Here is an 18,587-nt window from a genome sequence, read left to right on the forward strand (position 1 = left end):
ACAGAAGGTGGATGACTTGCGTTTTTTGAGCTTTCAAGAGTTACAGAACCTGAAATTGCTTTTCGATAAAAACAGCGATCGCTCAGAGGTGTAGAGCGACAGATTATGCCGGACTTTTCAGTCAAGAAGCGACGGGACAACTTGGAAGTGGAAACTCCAGCCTCTAATACTACTGACCGGCATTAGGTGTTGCGGCTGTCCATCGCAGGTATTTTTATGGCCACTCGAGAGCCAGGGATATGAATGAATTGAAAAGACTTTGACAGCAGCATTACACGAAATAGCCCAATTGTGGAATGCTGCATGAATTATTAGCCTAAACAATCAGCTAACTAAAGATTTATTTCATTAATTGCGTAATTTACAACAGAAACTATGTGGTAATAGTAAAATATGATGCCACGCTGAATATGATTACTTAGGCATACAAGTATTAATTTATTTTTTGTTGTAAGTATTTTAGATTAGTATTTTCCCATCTTTATGAAAAACTCTTGGCTCATGGTCATAAATTTACGAGGAAGCATCAATGAACGATCAAGCTAGATTAAACGATATCAAAGAAATTTTAGAAATACTCTACGAAAAACTAGGCTACTTTCAAAAAGAGTTAACTATCGCTAGTCAATCTGCTAACTTTGAATTAAAACAACGAATCAAGCGAGAAATACTTCCTGATATTCGTAAATATGAGACTGAATACTGGGAACTTTATCCGAAAGAAGCAATCATCATTTCCGACGAAGAAGCAGAAAGCCAGCTAGTTGAGGTTGAACAAGCGGTTGATTCTATCGAAAAGACATCTTCTAATAACGACTCTTCTGAATTGATTCCTCTCCTGCATACTATTCGAGACAAATTAGATAAGCAAGATAAAACCGCTTCAGCCAAGTTGAAGTTAGTTTTACCATTAATTCCTGCGATCGCATCTTACGAACTAGAAATGGAAACGGAAGGATTGATCTCAAAAGTATTAAAAACAGTCAGAAGTAAACTTCCGAGGTAGATAATGACTGGATTTCAGAATGAACAGTATTTAGAAAGTTTAAAACAAGCTAGAAATACTTGGCTAGACAAACTTGCTTATTTTCAAGAACAGCTTTCTTTTACTAGTAGCGCGGCTACAACATTTGAACTCCGGCAAAGAATTAAAGAATGTCGGCAGCAACATGAAATAATTACAAAAGATATAGAATCTTGGCAAAAAGATAGTCAGCAAATTGAAAGAATTACTAAGGATATAAATTTTTTTCAAGAACACAGTAATCAAAAAACATTAGAACAAAATAAACTAGAGATTTTTGATTATTTGTGTCAGCAGGTTAACGACATACCTATTGTAGATAGACCAATTGAAATTTTTTCTCAGAGCCAAAAAACCGAGCCAATTGTATCTACTGACTGGCAGGTTAAGATGCAATTTTGGATGCTTAAACTAGAGCAAAATACCTACAAACAGGGGGAGATAAGTACAATCGCGGTGGATGACGTGATCCAAATGTTGTTGTCTCCTAATTTCTCTCCCAGAGAAGCTCGTGCTTTGTCTAGTTTTGCGATGCAATGTCTTGTCATGGATGTAAATTGGAAAGAAGATACAGTCATTTTTGCTATCAATAAAGCGATAGATAATATTAATGATTTTGATGGTTTTAATAATAATTTAAATACATCAATTGACAAAGCATTTTATGCTGTGATGCAGTCACGCTTTGGATCATTTTTACAAAAAAAATTATTAGAAAAATATATACAAGCCCGTGATATTCGTAGAAACCATATTGGCTGTATCTTCTTAAATACAAAAATTATAAATAGCCAAGTTGTTGATGCATCAAATGCGACTCAAATATTAATTCCATTATTAGAAAAATTAAGTGTTTTTTGCTCAATTGAGGAACGTGTTGATTCAGCATTAAGCTTAGTAAATATATTTTTTCGAGCACAAATTCAAAATAACGACGTAAAGATAGGATTTTTATCGAACATACTATTACGTGAAGTTATCAAAGTCTTACTAACTGCGATCGAACAAGAAACAACAAGTAATTATGGATTATCAACTGCTGCTATATGGGCTACTGTATGGTTAACGAATGCCAAAACTAGCCATTCTTACACAGCATATACTTTTAGTGAGCGTGAACTTGATGTTTTCAGAAGAGTTGTTGTTAATGAGAAACATGATATCTTTGCTCGAAGTAATGCTGCTTTGATTTTGAGTATTTGTAACTCTAAAGCAACTATATTTTTCCAAGCTGATTGGATTTATCAATGGGCAGTTGTGGCAGATGGTGCTAAACCTCAAAGAGATTTACCAAAAGTAGCTTGTATCGATCATTCAAAAGAAATTGATGTCATCAAGAGACTAATTTTTACAAATTTGCCGAGCAAAGTTAAAAGAAATACAGCAGTTGCTCTCGGACGATTGGGGTTCTTTATTCCCGAAATGGTAGACTCACTTCTAGAGATTTTTAAAGATGAAACCTATCTATGGGAACAACGTGATGAAGCACTAGTTTATCTAGTCTTTATTAGCAATTCTAAAGTCATCTCCGAACTTATACGAGGAGCGAATCAGCCTGAAAATAATACAGATAAGTATGGATTACGCGATCGCTGCTTTCTAGCATTAATTGGAATGGGTAATGTTGCGGTACTAAAATATCAACTCGACCAATTAGAACGAACGTATATTAGTGGCTATGCTTACGCATTAGCTGGTGTTGCAAGTCCATTAGGGAGGCAGGTTTTAAAATCGATGATAAATCATCAAAATAAAGAGATTCGGAATGTTGTGATCGATGCTTTACGTAAATTTAAGAAATAGAATATTTCAAGCAAAGTTAACGTCAAGCGAAAACCTATAGTCAAATAGCGGGACTTAAACAAGCCTCAAACCCATACAGGGTAAGGAAAATACACCTCTTGCTCAAAAAGGCTTGAAACCCAGATATATCAAGAAACTAGGCAAATCGATGTCAAACTCTCTGTATATATACATTTGAGGCTTTTTTGTGGCTACTTTTTGTCTAAGTCCCAATAGTTCAAACTCATTCGGAAATCATAGTGATATGCATGTAGATAAACTGATCGCAAAACAAGGTCATCTTGTTCATAAACTCAAAGCCAAAGATAGTACTGGTAGATGGGCTTATTATTTTGTTTATATTACACCAGCTTTAGAGGATAAGTTTTTGAAGGCACTTGAATCAAATCAAAGCATTGATTTAGAGGACTATGGCAAAGTTATTGGTTCTTGTTATGGAGAAGAACCCAATCAGAAATTGAAAGACTTTCTGAAGGAAAAATATGGATTTTATGTTTAGTTATGGTGGTTCATATAAATTGGGTAAATAAAATACTTCGATATTTAATTTGTTAAATATCTAATTTAGAAATAAGCTGAGGTGTAAGTAAAACGTCAAATATAAATTCTCAACAGAAAACAGAAAATATTCTAAGCTTATTTGAAGAGATAAATATAGAAATCAAAAGTATGACCGAAAAAAAATCTACCAATGGTCAATTATTAGCGAGTGTTAAAAAGCAGATACTTGAGATTTTGAGCTTTTTCATCAATTTTGAAGATGATTTTGATTTACAGCATAAATCAAAAGTATATACATACATAGCTAAATTTATCCAAGATAAAATTGATAATAAAAATAATAATTTTAATACTTGTCTGAGCGCAGTTTATTTTCTTTGTGGAGAAACAGACTCAAAATTAATCACTGAGATAGAACCCAGCATAGAAACTCAAGAATTAATATCTCTCATCAAAGAGCAGTTGATAGCAGTCAAAGTTCATTATTATCGGGATATACAAACGAATTCATACAATCAGAAAACTGAAATATTTGCTCTGCTAGCCGATAGTAATAAACCGACATTAAAAAGAATCGAAGAGTCAGGAATCAGTTTAGATGATTTACCAAAAGAAATTCGAGATATTTTTATTGAAGAGAAAGAAGAATCTATATCTTTTCAAATTTATCAAAGCTAGGAGCTATTAATGTGTATCAAGAAAATATGACCACAATATTAGAAAAAGTGTTTGCTATCGCTATTACAATAGCTATCGTTATTTGGCATAAAATTTTAGAATGGACGTATTTAAATTTTCTCGAATGGATTCGGAAAAATATGATTTCTATTCTTGAAAGTTCAGTTAAGTTGGCTTTTATTTCTATGGCTAAAGTTAATCATAAAATTGTAGATGCTGTAAAAGAAGCATGGCAAGAAGTGAAACAATTTCTTTTAAAAATGACTGTGCAATTTGAAAATATAACTTCATCTGCTATTTGGAAAAAAAAGTCAATATCAATAATCTTTAAAAAGTTTGAAGCAAACCAACCAGTTTTTGTCAAAAGAGAAATAGAAGAAGACCTTGATTGGGATAACTTACCACCAGAAGTAAGAGAAGCTTGGCTAAAAGATAGTCAACATAATTATAAAATTGATGTGATGGAAATAAGAGAAAAAGAATTAGAAGCTATGACAGAAGCGATGGTGATGGAACAATAAAATTGATTTGTAATTTTATTTTCATTTGTCAACTAACCGATCAAGGATTAAATATGAATTCAAGTGATTCAATTAAAGTAATTTTTGCAGCTATAGGTGTAGCTTTACTATGGTTCTGGGAAAAAGTCACTGATTGGGCAAGACAGAGCTTTTTTCCATTCGTTGAGAAGCATTTACCTGAGATTCTTGAATACGTTGAAAAAGCTTTTACATGGATAGATAACGTAGTTGTATCTATACGTCGAGGAATAAAAGCTGCGTGGAATAAAGTTCGTCAGTATTTATTAAAAATGGCGATGCATTTTGAGAAAACAAGCTCTAGTAAATGGGTGAGAAAAACTACTTCATACATTATTAAGACTTTAGAATCAAAAACAGTAACAAAACAGGAGGTTGAAGAGGAAATTAATTGGGATGATTTACCTCTAGATGTTAGAAAATCTTGGATGAAGAGTAAAGAAAATAATTTTGACATCGATTATACTGCCGAAAAAGATAAAAATGTTGACTCACTTGAAATGATTAACTAATTTTAAGCTGTAACGCATCTAATTTGTACATTAAAACGCGGGGAGAACCCGCGCAAAGCGCTTCTCTTCGTAATACAAGACTTTCTGCTGTTGACTTGTATAATTTAGCTACACATCAGCTTACTTTTAATTAATGGAATTAACCTCATGAAGATTATTAATCTACTTGGTTTTGGTATTGCTGGCACTATCCTATTAGTTACAGGAGGTTTATTTATCAAAGAAATGATTGATAAAAGCGACATAAAAGTAAAGAACGATTTGGACGAATGGGTTGATAGGCTTCTCGCAGAATCTTTAAGCAGAAAATTAAATTATTCTCCTAGCTCTATTTTCCAAGCTTTAAATAGGGGAGAAGATACTGAACTTACTAGAAAAATAACAGAACTGATTGAATCAGTTGAATTGGTATTCCAACGTCGTTCATCGCTATCAACAGTGGAAGTTTTTCTGAATGCTAGTTTTCAAGATGGTACTTCTTTCTGTGCCAACACACAAAGAACATGGGATGATTTACCTTTTGCTATCCGTAAAGAATTTTTACAACGTAATGATACAAGTATTACCGTTCCTTGGAATTTACCTTTAGTTAATAGTCAATCAATTTTATAACTATGAATAATCAAATCTGGCAAGCTATTGGTGCTGTAATTTTTGGGTTTATAGGTGCTATCATCACAGTTATAACATCTATTTTTGTGTATTATACTATCAAAAAATATGTACCAATTTTACGTGCTAAAACAGCAAAATGGCTAGAAACAAATAGAGAACCGATACGACTTAAAGTACAAAACTGGCTGCATGAAAATAACTTGCAAGAAAGTAAATTGCTAGATGTCTATCTAGATATTGATGCAGTCGCAGGAAATGTTCAAAAAGTTCTAGTCTATGTCGAAACTAAGGAAACAGGAAAAGTTAAAGTTAGTGAAAGTGAATTATCCATAGAAGAATTCGGCAAAATGAATACTAATCAGAAAGAGAAAGTAATCAAAGAAGTCGGTAAGATGAGTATTATGAGCCAAGTTATGTGAAGACTTGAAACTGTCAGACTTTGTAGTTTTAATAGGGTTATTGATATGCCAATGGGTTGGAATAGAATTCAAGAAAATGGAACTAAAGAAGCTAGAGAGAAAAACCATACTTCTCCGAATTCTGAATCCGAAAAAGATAAAAATATCAAACCAGATAATAACGATATAACAAGAACGGAAGTTTTTATTCCACAAACTCCTCAGCGCAATCTTGATGATGTGATTTTACCTAAAATTACCAGAGAAAGAATTGAAGCTGCTTTAAATCGTATTCGCTATCATGACAAGTTGTATAACGAATGGAATTTAAAAAAGATTGACCCTTCTGGTTGTCGAGTCGCTCTTAACTTTTTCGGACAACCAGGAACAGGTAAAACATCATGTGCAGAAGCGATCGCTAAACTTCTCAATAAGCAAATTATCACCGTTAATTATGCAGAAATTGAGTCTAAGTATGTTGGTGAAACACCGAAAAATATAACTGCTGCTTTCAAGCAAGCTAAAGAGACAGATTCAATTCTATTTTTCGATGAAGCAGATTCCATTCTAGGTAAGAGATTAACTAGTGTAACTCAAAGTGCTGACCACGGAGTCAATGTCAGTCGTTCGGTAATGCTTTTACAACTCGATAGTTTTGATGGTATTGTCATTTTTGCGACGAATTTACCAGAAAATTTTGATGGGGCTTTTGTTCGACGAATCTTAGCTCATATTGAGTTTGAACTTCCCGATGAAGATTGTCTTTTCCAACTTTGGCAGTATCTATTACCGAATGAAATTCCTCGTGCGGATGATGTAACCTTCGATTGGTTAACTTCTCAGTCTATTGGTTTAGCAGGTGGTGATATTTTAAATGTTGTTAAACTAGCTGCTAGCAAAGCAGTTGCTCGCACTGCGGATAAATGTAAAGTTTCTCAGCAAGATTTATTAGAGGCAATTTATCAAGTTCGTAATGGTAAAGAACAAGTTGGTTCTACACTATCTAAAAATAAAATTGCTGCTGTCAAAGAAACAACACTTACTCGTGATGAATTAACTCCTGAGATAAAAGAACGATACGATGCGGCAGTAGCTCAAGACAGTAATTGTTAAAAAAGTTAGTATTTTTGTATACTTGATTCTATATTAAATCAATTGCTGTACTTCTTCAACTGTCAGTAGACGGGGGTAAATGAGCAATTTTATTTTTGTAAGCCTTTCCTAGCAAGACTTACAAACTTTGCGTGGCGGCTCGTGTCAGACTCGCTACTTTCACCCCATGTTCGACCGCGTAACAGCGATACGCAGCATTGGCTCTTGAAAGGCTCTCTCTGCCTGGATTTGATATCGCAATTAAGAAATCAGCAACATCATATTTCTTAAATAAAGTCAACGAGCAGCATGGTTGATTTCAGTAGCTTTTCAGTAATCCTACTAAAGCATGACAAACATACAGGCACGAAAGCTTGCTTGATTATCACCGTATATAGTACTTTTGTTCTATATTCCTGGTTCTGATTTCCCCACAGATTTTGTGGGGTTTTTGTTTTTTGTTGGCAAATTAGCCCCCTTTTAACCAAAAATCTTTATTTTCGTAAATTAATTCTCCCATGCTCGTACTTGCTGGTTTTTATCTCAGGAGCCATTTTTGGATCAGAGGGCTTAACTACCAGCTATTGGTAAACTTTTGCGTGTTAAATTAGCGACTCAACATTACACTAGCAACAGCGATCGCACTGCAAAAGAATTTCTGATACTAGATTCAGGTATCGAATTGTGGCTTGAGTTGCTTAACTGTCTTGCGTTCATAAGAAGTCAACCGTTTCCAAACAGCAGATTTAAATTCAACAGTCCATTCTTCTGTAAGTCCAGCAATCATGTCCCAGGACTGATCGGCAATGCACTCTCTAATCAGTTCCACATTGGCCATAAGTTTCTCCTCACTTAACAATTCGACGGTAGAACCAGAGGTGGAAGATTTTGGCAATTCATGCGGTTGAGTATTGGCCCTCTGCTGCGACGCTTTATCATCCGATTCTGGACAAGCTTGTGCTATTTCGCTGTATGAATTGCCTGCTGGAGTTGTCAATAAGCTGTTTGGCATAGCAATAAGCTCGTCCTCCACACCAGTATCCACACCAGTTGAATCGGCTGTAGTGCTTGGTGGCACATCATCGCACACCGACCACACCAATGGAGCGCCCTCTACTTTATTTTCAGAATCAACTGAGGTGTGAATATCTAATTTTGACTCCACATTAGAATCATCTTCCCGATCACCCCAATCAACACTGGTGTGAATATCTGATTTTGGCTCCTCATTTAGATCAACATTTAGTTCATTATTTTGATTTTCTTCATTGAACCCCTCATAACTGGTGTGGGTGGTGTGGAAGTCTTGATTTATAAGGCTTTGTTGGTGTGGGATTTGGTGTGCAACAGGTGTGGAATTAGAACTTATTGCTATGGGTGTGCCAGTTATTGACATTGGCACATTATCAAAACTAATTCCTTGCAGTGCTTGTAATTTTCGCTTACCTGATGGGTGGGGAACAGTGGTTAATTTGGCTTTGGGGAACAATGCTTTAATTCTGGGTAGGGCTTGGTTAATCGCCTTGACTGTTTTATCGCTGGGCTTAGATTGTTCCTGCCAAATCGCTCTGACCTTGCCAGTACTGGACTCTTCAAAGGACAAAGTACCGTTATCGATGTACCAATTCTCTAAGCGTTGCCAGATATCAAATGCGGTGACGATGCCAGAAGCCTTGTAACCCAGCCCTGTATCCTTACAGAATTGGAACAGGTGTGAGTTTTCCGCTTGAATCTCCTCCAAGGCCGAAGAAGTACAGCTGTAGTCAATGCCCTCAACGATTAATGCTTGGAGTCCAGCAATCATCTTGTTTAAAAACGCTGGGGCAACACACTCCCGTACAAAATCCAAGTCATAAGCGAACCGAGGGTCAGCTAGTAACTCATCGGGGTTGTTGGGGTCAGGGTTGGTCTTAAATGTTCTGCGGAAAATCAGGGCGGCGATACGGTCGAGAATGGCTTGAGTGGTGCTGTGTAATGGAGGGGTTTCATTCAAGTTGAAAATGCCGATGGCTCTGGGGTCATATTCGATGTGGTCTTTGCCTTTGCGCTCGGAGTGTAAGACGTTACCAGTAGCAAACAGCTTCAGCGATTGAATTTTATCGACTCGTGTGGTCTGTGGGTTCTCTGATGCCCAATTCACCCGGCTGTTAACCAGGGGAGCTAATGCAAATTTCCGCCCTTCATCATAAGCAACAAAGTCAGCTAAGGAGCAGCTGGTCATGCCTTGATGACCGTAGATGATAGATACTACCTGCCGAATGGAATCCTTACCATTTGCACCCAAACCACAAGCCAGTATTACCTTTGTTTCTCTTCCGCGACGCTTGCGAACTGACGCTAAATCAAGACTTGCCCCCAGGTTCCTTAATAAAATTTGCTGTTGTGGTTCGTCCAAACATGACAGCAGGCGATCGCAGTGTCTCTCTTCTGCTTGGGGGTCATACTTCACCAATGGCTCATAAGTAAAAAAGTGTTTGTCTGGGTTGTGTTCTTCTAATACTGGCACAGGTATGGGGCCTGCCCAGTCAACACCTAACACGCCATTGGTACAGTTCACCCCTGGCGGGTTGAGTAATTGCGGGTCAATTTCGACTCGCAGCTTCACCCACTCCAATAACTCTTTAACAATGCTTGGTTTGGCGTAGGGGTAGGTGATGACAAAGTTCTTGCCAGTTTGCTTGATAACTTGATAGGAATTGCAATAATTAGTGATGCGCCGACGCTCGACCGAATCAGGTGAGTATCTGTAGCCTTTGCCATGCCAGTAGTACAGCTTGCCATCGGCACACATCCATTTTGTTTCACCGTAAAGGGTGTTAAACCCTTTTTGTAGGAATGTGCTGTCTGGCTCCTCGTCGCCACCAGAGGCAACATCTACTGTGTCTTGGGCTGATTCTTGTTGCTTAAGAGTGGTAATTTCTTCAATCTGCTTAAGTAGCAGTTCTACTAATTCATCACCTGTCATGCCAGATTCAAAAATATCTGCTATGTCTCCTTTATCTTGCAGAGCGGGTTGAATTTTTAGCAAGTCGATGGTAACAAAATTTACATCGGCTTGGTCGCAAATTGCTTTGAGTTTCTGGGCTTTCTTCCAACCAGTTTCATCATTATCAGTGCAGTAAGCCAGTAGAAAATCCTTACCGGAAGAGTGCTTGATTTGGGTCAATGAGGAGAGTATATTCTGCTCGGAACAGCTGCCCACCCAAGTAATGCCAGCTAAACCTGCGATTCTGCCTGCTTCTACACATTTTTCACCTTCATGGGCCAGCAGTACGGGGATGCCGTCTGTGGCTTGAATAATTGCGATCGCTTCCTCTTGTCTGTAAGCAGGCCAATAACCTTCTTTCTTCCATGCAACTTTGTTAGTTATGGGGTCAATTCGGCTGACTGAGAATGTTTTGACTCTGCCTTTAGCAACGGCGGCACAGGGACAAGAAAATCTGTGAGCCTGACGCTCGTTGCCATAGTCGTATTCAATCACGTTAATTTGTTTTAATTCCGACGGTGTGGCTCCCGAATCCGATAGCTTGATGGCGACAGACTTGGGAACGAAATCGGGTGTTATGGGCTGTGGCGTGGTGATTTCACCGTTGAGCCTACATACCCTTAACTGTGATGGGTCGAGATTTAAAACCTTGGATAAAGCTGCTGGTTTTTTCGCCAATATTGGCTTGAGCCTAGTGGTTTGTAATGGCTGTCCCAGTTTTCTTTCTTCTAATACCTCATTCCAAGGTTTGATTGCTTCTCTAACATCTCGGTGAAGGCAGTTATTGTAGCAACTGTATTTGCCGTTACTGGGGTTAATGCTGAGGTTATGACCACCGCAAACTGGGCAGATGTATTTATTTTTCTCAGGAGCTGGTTCTAGCTGGTCTACAAAATTGCGAATATCAAAGGAGGCGATCGCTGTTTCATGGGGGAATTGTACAACCATTACGCGATACCTCCCTTAGCATTATTTAATTTTTGACCATTGCTTAATAGATAAATTGGCGATTGTAATGGTTGAGCCAGTGTGTAATATGGCTTGCCGTTCGTGGCTGAGTCATTAAATAGCTTTTGTGACACTTTACAAATCCTCCAGTATGTGTAGTGGAGGAATTGGAGCTATCCCGTGGCAGTAATCTTTTAGTACAAACGTTCAAAAATATAATCTTCTAAAATTCCTGAATCGCTGTTGACATCTGGTCAGCCAGTGTTACATTAGCTTTACACCAAATCATGTACGATAAAATTACTATTAGGGATATTGATCAGGCATCCTTTTAACCCGATACCCCAATTCCATTTGAAAACCTCGCTGTCCTCGCAGGACGTGGGGTTTTCATTGTTTAGCCTATTTGTACTGGGCTAACCAAGCCTTAATAAACTCGGTTACTTCCTCCTGTTGAATAACAAACGCAGTGCCTTTTCTTCTGAGAGCTAGAATTTTCATACTTCCGATCTCAGAATAAAGATGTAGATTGTGATCGCTAGCCGCCTTAGTTGGAGGCCATAAGACCAAAACTTTTGCTGTGGGTGTCTTTTGAGCTTCACGAGAGGACATCCCAAATAAATTTCTATTCTTGTCAAGCCAGCTTTTATAATCTGCTAGCTCAACCAGAGGGCAAGGTTCCCAGGTTCTTAAACCACTCTTATTTTTCCTCTTAACCTGCAAAACCTCCCTCTTTTCGTTGTAAACAATCTCGCTGTCTCCTTTCGAGCGGATGGAGATAAACAGGTGAGTTGTTCGTGGAAATCTTACAAACAAGTCGATAGGGTTCTTGGACTCGATCTGAAGTACCGGAAAGACTTGTATCCCCTCACTTTTAAACTCATCCAAAAGTAGGGCTGTTAATTTTTCCAGCCGCACAATTTTTTCAAGTCGTATCAACGGCTTGTAAGCCAATCCAAAAAGTAACCAGCCTAACGGATGAACTATGCCGCCTGTAGCCAGCGCAGAACCACTAGCTGCTAGAGCAACAGTGGACTCATAGTCTTTCGCCTCCCTAAGTCCCTCTAGCGCCGCTTCATTGTGCGGCGGAAGTTGAAAATCGGGTTGCGGGTCTTTCACGGCTAACATGGCGAGATCAAAATTAATAATGTAAAATTAGCACTCCCTGTACTGATACTAATGCTTGACATTGCATTTTGAATCAATAGTCATTTATTAAACTCTTTATCCGGTGCTTTTGTAGGCGAAAGTTAAATACGTCTTTCTATACCTCTACACCGTAATGGGTAGTAAGTGTTAATCATTATTTTCTTCTGTTGCTATTTCAACCCCTCTTTGCTTTAAAGCCTCTCCACACAAAATAACTATCATTGCTGATACAGTTCGTGTTTCTGCCTTAGCGATTTTTGCGATCGCATCAAAAACCGCAGGTGGAAAAGTTACATTTGCTCGCTTACCTCTATATTTTGGGGACATATTAACTCTAAATAGGCACTATTAAGTATGAGCATAACTAATGGTTTTGTCTAGAGGTATAAGTTTTTGTAGTGCCTACTTTGTAGTTAGTAGTGCCTATTTAGTAACTACTAGTGCTAATATATCATCTATAAGGACGTTAAACGAATAGTTCATGACTGAACCATGAAAACTAGGTAGGACGTAACAAGTATCTCCTTTGGTAACATGCCGGGAGCAAGCGTGAGTGAGACTCTGGCAGTCCAGGCTTAGGGAACTAAGAGAAAAAAGTACAACCGAGTACCCCCTTTGGGTTAGCAACAGCCAATTAAGGCTGCTACTAGCTTAATAGGAGATTGCAAGTGATCAATATTTACTTTGCAGATATTGGCAACTTCACCAGCATTACTGCACTCAAAGGTGAAAAACCTCGCGTGATGCGCTCAGTCTTTCAAGATGTAACCTACACCAGCGCCAGAGATTACGACACTGAGGAGTCCCCCAGCGTCAAACTAGACAACAAAGTATTAGTCTTGGGCGAACGTGCCACCAAACAGAAAAATCCACAAACCGCCGCCGAGCGAGGCAAGCAGTTACCAGAATTTGTTAAACCTTTCACCCTAGCAGGGCTAAGGCAGGATTTTGAAGGAACTGTCCGCTTCTTAGTACCAGAGCGCAATCATTGGGATGAAGACACCATTCGTCAAACTTTGATTGCAGATCATCAAGTCACAGTCAACGGCAGAACCTATAAACACCGCATCAAGAATGTTGAGTTTTACCTAGAAACCGATGTGGCTGTAGTCAACGGTTACAAAAAAGGCTTACTCGACATTGAAGGCGATACACTTGGCATCGACATCGGCGGCGGCACTACTAACTATGTTGTCATGACTCCCGGTGGTGAAGTGCTTACCCGTCGTTCAATCCCCAAGGTGGGCGGTGTCTCCCTAGCTAACGACATTATCAATTCTGACCTAATGCAGAGTTACGCCAAGCGGGATAACGTTGCCTTTAAGGTAGCCAAAATGATGGACGCGATCGCTGACGGTTCTTTCACCTACGGGCGGAAGTACGACTTTTCCTCAGTCTTCCCTGGCTTGTTAGAAAACTGGTTCAACGGATTAATGGATGGCATTACTACAGCTGCTAATGATTACTTGGCCGATGTCACAAACATCATGCTGATTGGTGGATGTGCCAATTTAGTACGCCATAAATTGAGTGCCAAACCAGGATTCTATATTCCTGTTGACCCTCATCTGTCCAACATTCAAGCATTGTTAGCTATGTGAAGAAATGCAAGTACGTTTAGCGGCTCTCGTTGCTGCAAAAGTTGAGGGAATCAGACAATCACTCAACTATTCAAAGCTGAGTGACACCGTAAATCTGCTGTTGGATGCAATCAAACATAAATGGGACTTAAAACTCTCGAATTTGTCACAGATTGAGACAAGTGAAACAAGAGTGAGACTAGATAAACGCCATCATGATTGGTTGTCACAATATGGCTCACAAAGAGGGATAAACATAGCCTCTGCCACAAATTTATTAATTTCAGAATACTTGGCAGGTAATGTCAGCAGTTTTCAAACACCTCTAACAAAACCTGTAAATCAACAGCCTCAAATTCAGACAGAAATCACACCAATTGAGCAAACACAAGCAATAGAGAAACCGAAAGGTCAAGCATTGATGAGGAGTCTTAAATTATGAGTCAAACCCGTGTAGTCCTGGATGAAAAGCACATATCTAAAGCCAAAGAAATCATTGAACAAACAGGAATCAATACCTACTCTCAGCTATTTACCATTTTGTTAGTTAACTATGGCGACACCCTTGTTAAGTCTTTAAGAGGCAGCAATGAATAACCATTACAGAGTCTATGACTCAACCTTACTTACCCAATCAAGGGTTTATCAAATTGATAGAACCTTGTACCAATACCTTTACCAAACAGGCACAATTAGAGCGCCCCAGTACATCTTCCGCCCTCTATCGGGACAACGAAAAAAGGCTGATTTAACGCTGAATCATAAGGCTTTAACTACTCGTTGTTACCAAGTTGAAGGCATGAGTACGAACGCTTCGGTCATCAGCCAGGAATCATTGCAGTTATCAATTTTTTGAGGTGAATATGAGTAGTCAACCGTTGCCAGACTTAATTGCACAAGCCCAACAATTACTAACCCAAATTCGGCAGCATCCACAGTTTCAAGCACTCGACTATCACCCAGATTTATCAATTGGAGACGCTATTCAAGCGCTTAACGAACTGAGTTTTTCAGCATTACCAAGCTCTGAACCATTACAAGTATTTAGTCTTGAAGGATTCAACCAATGAAGAAAGTGATTGACTCGATTGATACCGCGTTACACGCAACCGCGATAGCACTTCTCTTGTCAGTAGGATTATTCGGCAGCGCAGCCTTGATTTGTCACGGCTTGAGCATAATGGCAACAAATTCTGCCCAAAATACCTTGATGAGTCGTGTTAACTGGGCAAAGCAGCGGGAATTCAGTATCGGAGGAATCTTTGTATGTGGGGGCGGTTTCTTAGCCAGTGCATTAGCTAGAGCCGCTTTATATGGGAATGAAGAATAGTGGAGGAGCGATCGCACCGCCGACCAAAGCAAGGCGATCGCCTCGATTGTACGTATTAAGCACACGTCACAACCAAGATATTAGCAACAATGAGCAAACCCATCGGCTATTTTACTAACACAATGCCCAATGATGGCTCCTACCTGGATGAACTTCAGCAACAATACGGCAGCACATTTGAACACCTGGGCAAGATAGAAAAACTGTTGCTTCTACACGGAGTCGTGCAAAATTTGTTGAATGCAGAGGTAAATGTCCAAGGTAGAAATGCAGCAGTCAATGCACTTTCAACAGTCTCTCCGATTGCCCAAGGTCTTCATAAACGAGTGCATATTGGCGAACACCTGGGACTGGCAGAAGCATTGATTAATCAACTCAAATACCAACGCTAGGAGTGAAATATGGCTCGGAATTATGGATCTGCCAAGTTAAAAAACCATATCTCCAACAATGCCCCTGGTACACTCGGCGCAATGGGTAAGTTGTTTGATGTGTCGGCTGATGATTTCAACAAAGCCGTTTTAGGCGACCAAACGGTAATCACCTCTATTGCAGACATGGCGAGATTGTCTGACACTGCCAAAGCCAATCTACCCAAGGCACTGGAGGCATACCGAAAGATTATCGAGACAACCGGGGATGTGAACCAAGCTTATGCCGAACTGGTGCAACTGACCCAGAAGCACGGAACTCAAACGCTCAAAGCTATCAATTCATCAAAACAAGGTGAGTTGCGTTTCAAGAACGAGATGAGCGAGATGCAGGCGGAACACGTTAATGCTACGACTGCCGAGGCAACCCGACACGCTCAACGGTCAAGCCTGATTCAGATAGCAGGGGCCACAGCCGACCTCATGGCGATCGCAAAATACGAGGCTGATTTAATTAGAGCTTCTAACAAACTGCCAGATGCTCAAGACGCAGCTTCTAGAGCTTATGAAACTGCTGTAACTGGCGCACTGTGGGCGCAAGGAAGTGAAGCAAAAACCGACCGCATACCCAAGCCAAACTACAGCCGTACTGCTGGGATTAGTCGAGTAGGGCAGTGGTTCCGCAATTTCATGGGCATCTAAGCTCTAGTTCGTGCAAAGCCAGGGTACGGGTAGACTCTGGCTTTTTTTGTGTCACCCCAGGCGAGGTAAGTATGAATGAAATGGAATCCCTACTATCGCAGTTCCACCCCGGCGAACAGTCTACACCTCTGATTTGGGGTGAAACTCAAGAACAGCAACAAACTCCAGAGTCTGAAGATAGCGAACGGCTAGAGCAATCTATTCGTGAAGTCTTCAGTAACAAACAACTCCTCAACAAAGCCCTAGCCACGTTCCTGGGGGTGTTCGCCGCCAATGCTGGAGTCAGCCTACTAACAAGTCTGGGAATTGGGGCAATGGCTTCTGGCACACTGGGCAGCATTGTATTGGGGTTATTCTTCGCTGATACCCTTACTAAAATTCACTACGACGGCAGAATCCACATCGGTAAAGACTTCATGGTAGCAACTGCCTCCACAGTGAGCGTAGGTGTTGCATTGTGGCTGGCGTTTGATGAACAGAGGGCTGTCTCTAATGCATCTAAGGTAGGTAAAACACGGTTCTATCAAGAGGTTAAAAGCTACGAAGTTAAACCAACTCCCAAGGCTGACACACCTTGGATGAGTATTGGGTTAGCTGCTTTTGGGTTGTTGGTGTTGGCAGCAATCGTCAGGGGAACAAACCAATGAAACGTAAGCAGTTTGAAGATTACTTGCGCTCAGGAAAAGCGAACAATATCACCGTAGGAGTGCTGGCGGCCATTGGGTTAATTTGTGGGGCAAAATCGTTTACTGGCACTCAGCAAAGTTTGGTTGAGTATTGCTTCATCCCTGAAACCCTCACCAATCCAGTTAACCGTCAAGGGTACTGTACACAAGAAAAGCGGTACATCATGCCTGAGAACGAGTTTAACGCCTCTTCTTACGCACCAGCTAACCCGGAGTTTCAGCGTGATAGCTTCCTGCCCACTAAGGCAACCCGTCTAAGAATCATCCCCCCAAGTAACCCTGATAAGCCGCTTTGGGGTCTAGCCTGCGTTGTGTTAACTGGGGGTGCTTTCGCATTATCCAAGGCTAGGGAATGGCGATTGATGCTCCTCATACCCGAAGTCAGGAATGAGCTAAAAGCTAACTGGTTGATCAGCAAGATACGAGAAGGCTTAAGACTCCACAAGGAAAGTTACACCGCGCAGTTAGACTACGAGTTTCACCAATGGTCAGAGAATCGCCGGGTAAGAGCAGCACAATTGTCAAAAATGACACCTGAAGAATTAGCCATATTCCAAGAGCAGGTCAGGTTAAAGGCAGAGGCAGAAGCACGGGCGCAACTACAGCAGGCAACCGGACAGCCAGCCGGAGCATTGCCGGGACAGTCGATGCAGGATATCGCCAGGGGTGACGATAAAGTAACTGGGGAGGAACAAGCGGCGATCGCCCAGTCTAATAGCTGGGTACAAAACCTAGTCAAACAAACTGCCCTTATCTGGGGCAACCAAGGCGGCGGTAAATCTTGGCTGGCTCGTTACGTTGTTAAACAGAAAAAACAGGCAGGTTATAGGGTGGTTGTCCTTGACCCTGATTCTAACCGCGCAGAATGGCGAGGGGTTGAAAGTTACCATTCCTGGGACGATATCGAGCAGCAGATCCGCGACTACGTTAAAGAATTAGAAGAACGGCTAAAAACCTTCAATAATTCCTCTTTCAGTGAGGAGCAATGGCGGCAGAAACTTTGGAGCGAGGGGAAAGCTTTGTCTTTAATTTGTGAGGAGGCAACCACCTACGGAGATTTTATTAAAGATGAGGAATTACTGTCAAAATTTGGCAAGTTGGCACTGACCAAAAGCCGTAAACAAGAGATGCCTTTAACTGTGGTTGCTCACAACAATACCCAGACTTGTTTATTTGGTATCAAAGGGCTTTATAACCTTGTTTCTAAAATGCTAATGGTTGAATGTTTAGCTGAAGTTGACCCAATTACACTACAGCCTAAATCTACTGGTAAAGCAAAGGTAAAACTCGACAGTTCCAACGAATGGCTTGATGTTAATCTGCCGATTATGACCGCTAAAATATCTGATTTTAGCGATATTGTAGCAGCCGAGTCTAACCCAAATCCACCCATTGATCAAGCTGACTTTTCCCGTTAAGTCTGTTTTGCAAGCTGCCAGCCCTCACAGAGGTCGTGTAATTTTAACCAACCTCGCCACAGTACTTGAATACCAATGGGTGTTTTACTTCGATGTTCTAAGTAGCCACCAAGACGAGCAACGGCTTCAACAGCCCAGCTAACTGTTAGTACTTTGGGAAGTTTGGGGGACTTAGCTTTTAAAATCTTAAGTTCAAGGGGGTTAAGAATCTCAATGGCAGGAGAGTCGGGTTGAGTACGGTGTAGATAAGTTAGT

Annotated in this window: 24 protein-coding genes and 1 pseudogene; 20 read left to right on the forward strand and 5 right to left on the reverse strand. The window is 40.2% G+C overall.

Features of this window, described 5'->3' with window-relative positions:
• Nucleotides 1–529 precede the first annotated feature (529 nt).
• The 9 genes from I8752_RS29580 (at nucleotide 530) to I8752_RS29620 (ending at nucleotide 7,183) form a co-directional block, all read left to right on the forward strand.
• Nucleotides 530–1,006, forward strand: a complete 477-nt coding sequence (locus I8752_RS29580) for a hypothetical protein (RefSeq protein ID WP_214435780.1) — start codon at nucleotides 530–532, stop codon at nucleotides 1,004–1,006.
• 3 nt (nucleotides 1,007–1,009) lie between these two features.
• The gene (locus tag I8752_RS29585; protein ID WP_214435781.1) at nucleotides 1,010–2,827 is read left to right on the forward strand and encodes a HEAT repeat domain-containing protein; all 1,818 of its coding nucleotides are present in this window, start codon (nucleotides 1,010–1,012) and stop codon (nucleotides 2,825–2,827) included.
• Between the two features lie 244 nt (nucleotides 2,828–3,071).
• On the forward strand, nucleotides 3,072–3,326 hold the full coding sequence (locus tag I8752_RS29590; protein ID WP_214435782.1) for a hypothetical protein: 255 nt from the start codon (nucleotides 3,072–3,074) through the stop codon (nucleotides 3,324–3,326).
• A gap of 170 nt (nucleotides 3,327–3,496) precedes the next feature.
• Entirely contained in the window at nucleotides 3,497–4,006 is a 510-nt protein-coding gene (locus I8752_RS29595; RefSeq protein WP_214435783.1) for a hypothetical protein, read from the forward strand.
• A gap of 11 nt (nucleotides 4,007–4,017) precedes the next feature.
• Nucleotides 4,018–4,527, forward strand: coding sequence for a hypothetical protein (locus tag I8752_RS29600; protein ID WP_214435784.1), 510 nt, complete (start codon nucleotides 4,018–4,020; stop codon nucleotides 4,525–4,527).
• A gap of 53 nt (nucleotides 4,528–4,580) precedes the next feature.
• Nucleotides 4,581–5,057, forward strand: coding sequence for a hypothetical protein (locus tag I8752_RS29605; RefSeq protein ID WP_214435785.1), 477 nt, complete (start codon nucleotides 4,581–4,583; stop codon nucleotides 5,055–5,057).
• Nucleotides 5,058–5,204: 147 nt separating this feature from the next.
• Nucleotides 5,205–5,669 carry a hypothetical protein gene (locus tag I8752_RS29610; protein ID WP_214435786.1) on the forward strand — a complete coding sequence of 155 codons (465 nt, stop codon included), beginning with the start codon at nucleotides 5,205–5,207 and terminating at the stop codon, nucleotides 5,667–5,669.
• Between the two features lie 2 nt (nucleotides 5,670–5,671).
• Nucleotides 5,672–6,091: a hypothetical protein gene (locus tag I8752_RS29615; protein WP_214435787.1), complete on the forward strand. Its 420-nt coding sequence runs from the start codon at nucleotides 5,672–5,674 to the stop codon at nucleotides 6,089–6,091.
• A 45-nt stretch (nucleotides 6,092–6,136) separates the two neighbouring features.
• On the forward strand, nucleotides 6,137–7,183 hold the full coding sequence (locus I8752_RS29620) for an ATP-binding protein (protein ID WP_214435788.1): 1,047 nt from the start codon (nucleotides 6,137–6,139) through the stop codon (nucleotides 7,181–7,183).
• Nucleotides 7,184–7,832: 649 nt separating this feature from the next.
• Here the strand turns inward: I8752_RS29620 and I8752_RS29625 are convergent.
• The 4 genes from I8752_RS29625 to I8752_RS29635 form a co-directional block, all read right to left on the reverse strand.
• The gene (locus tag I8752_RS29625) at nucleotides 7,833–11,096 is read right to left on the reverse strand and encodes a DUF5906 domain-containing protein (RefSeq protein ID WP_214435789.1); all 3,264 of its coding nucleotides are present in this window, start codon (nucleotides 11,094–11,096) and stop codon (nucleotides 7,833–7,835) included.
• Nucleotides 11,096–11,230, reverse strand: coding sequence for a hypothetical protein (locus I8752_RS38235; RefSeq protein WP_263986565.1), 135 nt, complete (start codon nucleotides 11,228–11,230; stop codon nucleotides 11,096–11,098). The genes I8752_RS29625 and I8752_RS38235 overlap by 1 nt, the downstream gene beginning before the upstream one ends.
• A 268-nt stretch (nucleotides 11,231–11,498) precedes the next feature.
• On the reverse strand, nucleotides 11,499–12,224 hold the full coding sequence (locus I8752_RS29630; protein WP_214435790.1) for a hypothetical protein: 726 nt from the start codon (nucleotides 12,222–12,224) through the stop codon (nucleotides 11,499–11,501).
• A 168-nt stretch (nucleotides 12,225–12,392) separates the two neighbouring features.
• Nucleotides 12,393–12,572, reverse strand: a complete 180-nt coding sequence (locus I8752_RS29635; RefSeq protein WP_214435791.1) for a ribbon-helix-helix domain-containing protein — start codon at nucleotides 12,570–12,572, stop codon at nucleotides 12,393–12,395.
• Between the two features lie 341 nt (nucleotides 12,573–12,913).
• Here I8752_RS29635 and I8752_RS29640 point away from each other — a divergent pair, with 341 nt between their 5' ends.
• From I8752_RS29640 to I8752_RS29685, 11 genes are all read left to right on the forward strand, one after another.
• Nucleotides 12,914–13,846, forward strand: a complete 933-nt coding sequence (locus I8752_RS29640; protein ID WP_214435792.1) for a hypothetical protein — start codon at nucleotides 12,914–12,916, stop codon at nucleotides 13,844–13,846.
• Between the two features lie 4 nt (nucleotides 13,847–13,850).
• The gene (locus tag I8752_RS29645) at nucleotides 13,851–14,267 is read left to right on the forward strand and encodes a hypothetical protein (RefSeq protein ID WP_214435793.1); all 417 of its coding nucleotides are present in this window, start codon (nucleotides 13,851–13,853) and stop codon (nucleotides 14,265–14,267) included.
• The gene (locus tag I8752_RS29650) at nucleotides 14,264–14,422 is read left to right on the forward strand and encodes a hypothetical protein (RefSeq protein ID WP_214435794.1); all 159 of its coding nucleotides are present in this window, start codon (nucleotides 14,264–14,266) and stop codon (nucleotides 14,420–14,422) included. The genes I8752_RS29645 and I8752_RS29650 overlap by 4 nt, the downstream gene beginning before the upstream one ends.
• Nucleotides 14,415–14,681: a hypothetical protein gene (locus tag I8752_RS29655; RefSeq protein ID WP_214435795.1), complete on the forward strand. Its 267-nt coding sequence runs from the start codon at nucleotides 14,415–14,417 to the stop codon at nucleotides 14,679–14,681. Before I8752_RS29650 ends, I8752_RS29655 begins: the two co-directional genes overlap by 8 nt.
• A gap of 7 nt (nucleotides 14,682–14,688) precedes the next feature.
• Nucleotides 14,689–14,895, forward strand: coding sequence for a hypothetical protein (locus I8752_RS29660; RefSeq protein ID WP_214435796.1), 207 nt, complete (start codon nucleotides 14,689–14,691; stop codon nucleotides 14,893–14,895).
• Nucleotides 14,892–15,155: a hypothetical protein gene (locus I8752_RS29665; RefSeq protein WP_214435797.1), complete on the forward strand. Its 264-nt coding sequence runs from the start codon at nucleotides 14,892–14,894 to the stop codon at nucleotides 15,153–15,155. Before I8752_RS29660 ends, I8752_RS29665 begins: the two co-directional genes overlap by 4 nt.
• Nucleotides 15,139–15,273, forward strand: a complete 135-nt coding sequence (locus I8752_RS38240) for a hypothetical protein (protein WP_263986571.1) — start codon at nucleotides 15,139–15,141, stop codon at nucleotides 15,271–15,273. Before I8752_RS29665 ends, I8752_RS38240 begins: the two co-directional genes overlap by 17 nt.
• Nucleotides 15,245–15,547 (forward strand): hypothetical protein, encoded by a 303-nt coding sequence (locus I8752_RS29670; protein ID WP_214435798.1) that lies wholly within the window; start codon nucleotides 15,245–15,247, stop codon nucleotides 15,545–15,547. The genes I8752_RS38240 and I8752_RS29670 overlap by 29 nt, the downstream gene beginning before the upstream one ends.
• 9 nt (nucleotides 15,548–15,556) lie before the next feature.
• Nucleotides 15,557–16,228 (forward strand): hypothetical protein, encoded by a 672-nt coding sequence (locus tag I8752_RS29675; protein WP_214435799.1) that lies wholly within the window; start codon nucleotides 15,557–15,559, stop codon nucleotides 16,226–16,228.
• A 71-nt stretch (nucleotides 16,229–16,299) separates the two neighbouring features.
• Nucleotides 16,300–16,875 carry a hypothetical protein gene (locus I8752_RS29680; protein ID WP_214435800.1) on the forward strand — a complete coding sequence of 192 codons (576 nt, stop codon included), beginning with the start codon at nucleotides 16,300–16,302 and terminating at the stop codon, nucleotides 16,873–16,875.
• A complete protein-coding gene (locus tag I8752_RS29685; RefSeq protein ID WP_225895990.1) occupies nucleotides 16,872–18,332 on the forward strand; it encodes a P-loop NTPase family protein in 1,461 nt (486 codons plus the stop codon). The genes I8752_RS29680 and I8752_RS29685 overlap by 4 nt, the downstream gene beginning before the upstream one ends.
• Here I8752_RS29685 and I8752_RS29690 read toward each other — a convergent pair.
• Nucleotides 18,329–18,587: pseudogene (locus I8752_RS29690) on the reverse strand (hypothetical protein); the annotation flags it as partial. The gene I8752_RS29685 and the pseudogene I8752_RS29690 sit on opposite strands and share 4 nt — an antisense overlap.

This window comes from Dendronalium phyllosphericum CENA369 (assembly GCF_016056275.1).
Taxonomy (GTDB): domain Bacteria; phylum Cyanobacteriota; class Cyanobacteriia; order Cyanobacteriales; family Nostocaceae; genus Dendronalium; species Dendronalium phyllosphericum.

Bases quoted from the DNA above. Each gene is read 5' to 3' on its own strand.
- I8752_RS29580 (WP_214435780.1), top strand. From the start codon at position 530: ATGAACGATCAAGCTAGATTAAACGATATCAAAGAAATTTTAGAAATA.
- I8752_RS29585 (WP_214435781.1), top strand. From the start codon at position 1,010: ATGACTGGATTTCAGAATGAACAGTATTTAGAAAGTTTAAAACAAGCT.
- I8752_RS29590 (WP_214435782.1), top strand. From the start codon at position 3,072: ATGCATGTAGATAAACTGATCGCAAAACAAGGTCATCTTGTTCATAAA.
- I8752_RS29595 (WP_214435783.1), top strand. From the start codon at position 3,497: ATGACCGAAAAAAAATCTACCAATGGTCAATTATTAGCGAGTGTTAAA.
- I8752_RS29605 (WP_214435785.1), top strand. From the start codon at position 4,581: ATGAATTCAAGTGATTCAATTAAAGTAATTTTTGCAGCTATAGGTGTA.
- I8752_RS29610 (WP_214435786.1), top strand. From the start codon at position 5,205: ATGAAGATTATTAATCTACTTGGTTTTGGTATTGCTGGCACTATCCTA.
- I8752_RS29615 (WP_214435787.1), top strand. From the start codon at position 5,672: ATGAATAATCAAATCTGGCAAGCTATTGGTGCTGTAATTTTTGGGTTT.
- I8752_RS29620 (WP_214435788.1), top strand. From the start codon at position 6,137: ATGCCAATGGGTTGGAATAGAATTCAAGAAAATGGAACTAAAGAAGCT.
- I8752_RS29625 (WP_214435789.1), bottom strand. From the start codon at position 11,096: ATGGTTGTACAATTCCCCCATGAAACAGCGATCGCCTCCTTTGATATT.
- I8752_RS29630 (WP_214435790.1), bottom strand. From the start codon at position 12,224: ATGTTAGCCGTGAAAGACCCGCAACCCGATTTTCAACTTCCGCCGCAC.
- I8752_RS29635 (WP_214435791.1), bottom strand. From the start codon at position 12,572: ATGTCCCCAAAATATAGAGGTAAGCGAGCAAATGTAACTTTTCCACCT.
- I8752_RS29645 (WP_214435793.1), top strand. From the start codon at position 13,851: ATGCAAGTACGTTTAGCGGCTCTCGTTGCTGCAAAAGTTGAGGGAATC.
- I8752_RS29650 (WP_214435794.1), top strand. From the start codon at position 14,264: ATGAGTCAAACCCGTGTAGTCCTGGATGAAAAGCACATATCTAAAGCC.
- I8752_RS29655 (WP_214435795.1), top strand. From the start codon at position 14,415: ATGAATAACCATTACAGAGTCTATGACTCAACCTTACTTACCCAATCA.
- I8752_RS29660 (WP_214435796.1), top strand. From the start codon at position 14,689: ATGAGTAGTCAACCGTTGCCAGACTTAATTGCACAAGCCCAACAATTA.
- I8752_RS29665 (WP_214435797.1), top strand. From the start codon at position 14,892: ATGAAGAAAGTGATTGACTCGATTGATACCGCGTTACACGCAACCGCG.
- I8752_RS38240 (WP_263986571.1), top strand. From the start codon at position 15,139: ATGGGAATGAAGAATAGTGGAGGAGCGATCGCACCGCCGACCAAAGCA.
- I8752_RS29670 (WP_214435798.1), top strand. From the start codon at position 15,245: ATGAGCAAACCCATCGGCTATTTTACTAACACAATGCCCAATGATGGC.
- I8752_RS29675 (WP_214435799.1), top strand. From the start codon at position 15,557: ATGGCTCGGAATTATGGATCTGCCAAGTTAAAAAACCATATCTCCAAC.
- I8752_RS29680 (WP_214435800.1), top strand. From the start codon at position 16,300: ATGAATGAAATGGAATCCCTACTATCGCAGTTCCACCCCGGCGAACAG.
- I8752_RS29685 (WP_225895990.1), top strand. From the start codon at position 16,872: ATGAAACGTAAGCAGTTTGAAGATTACTTGCGCTCAGGAAAAGCGAAC.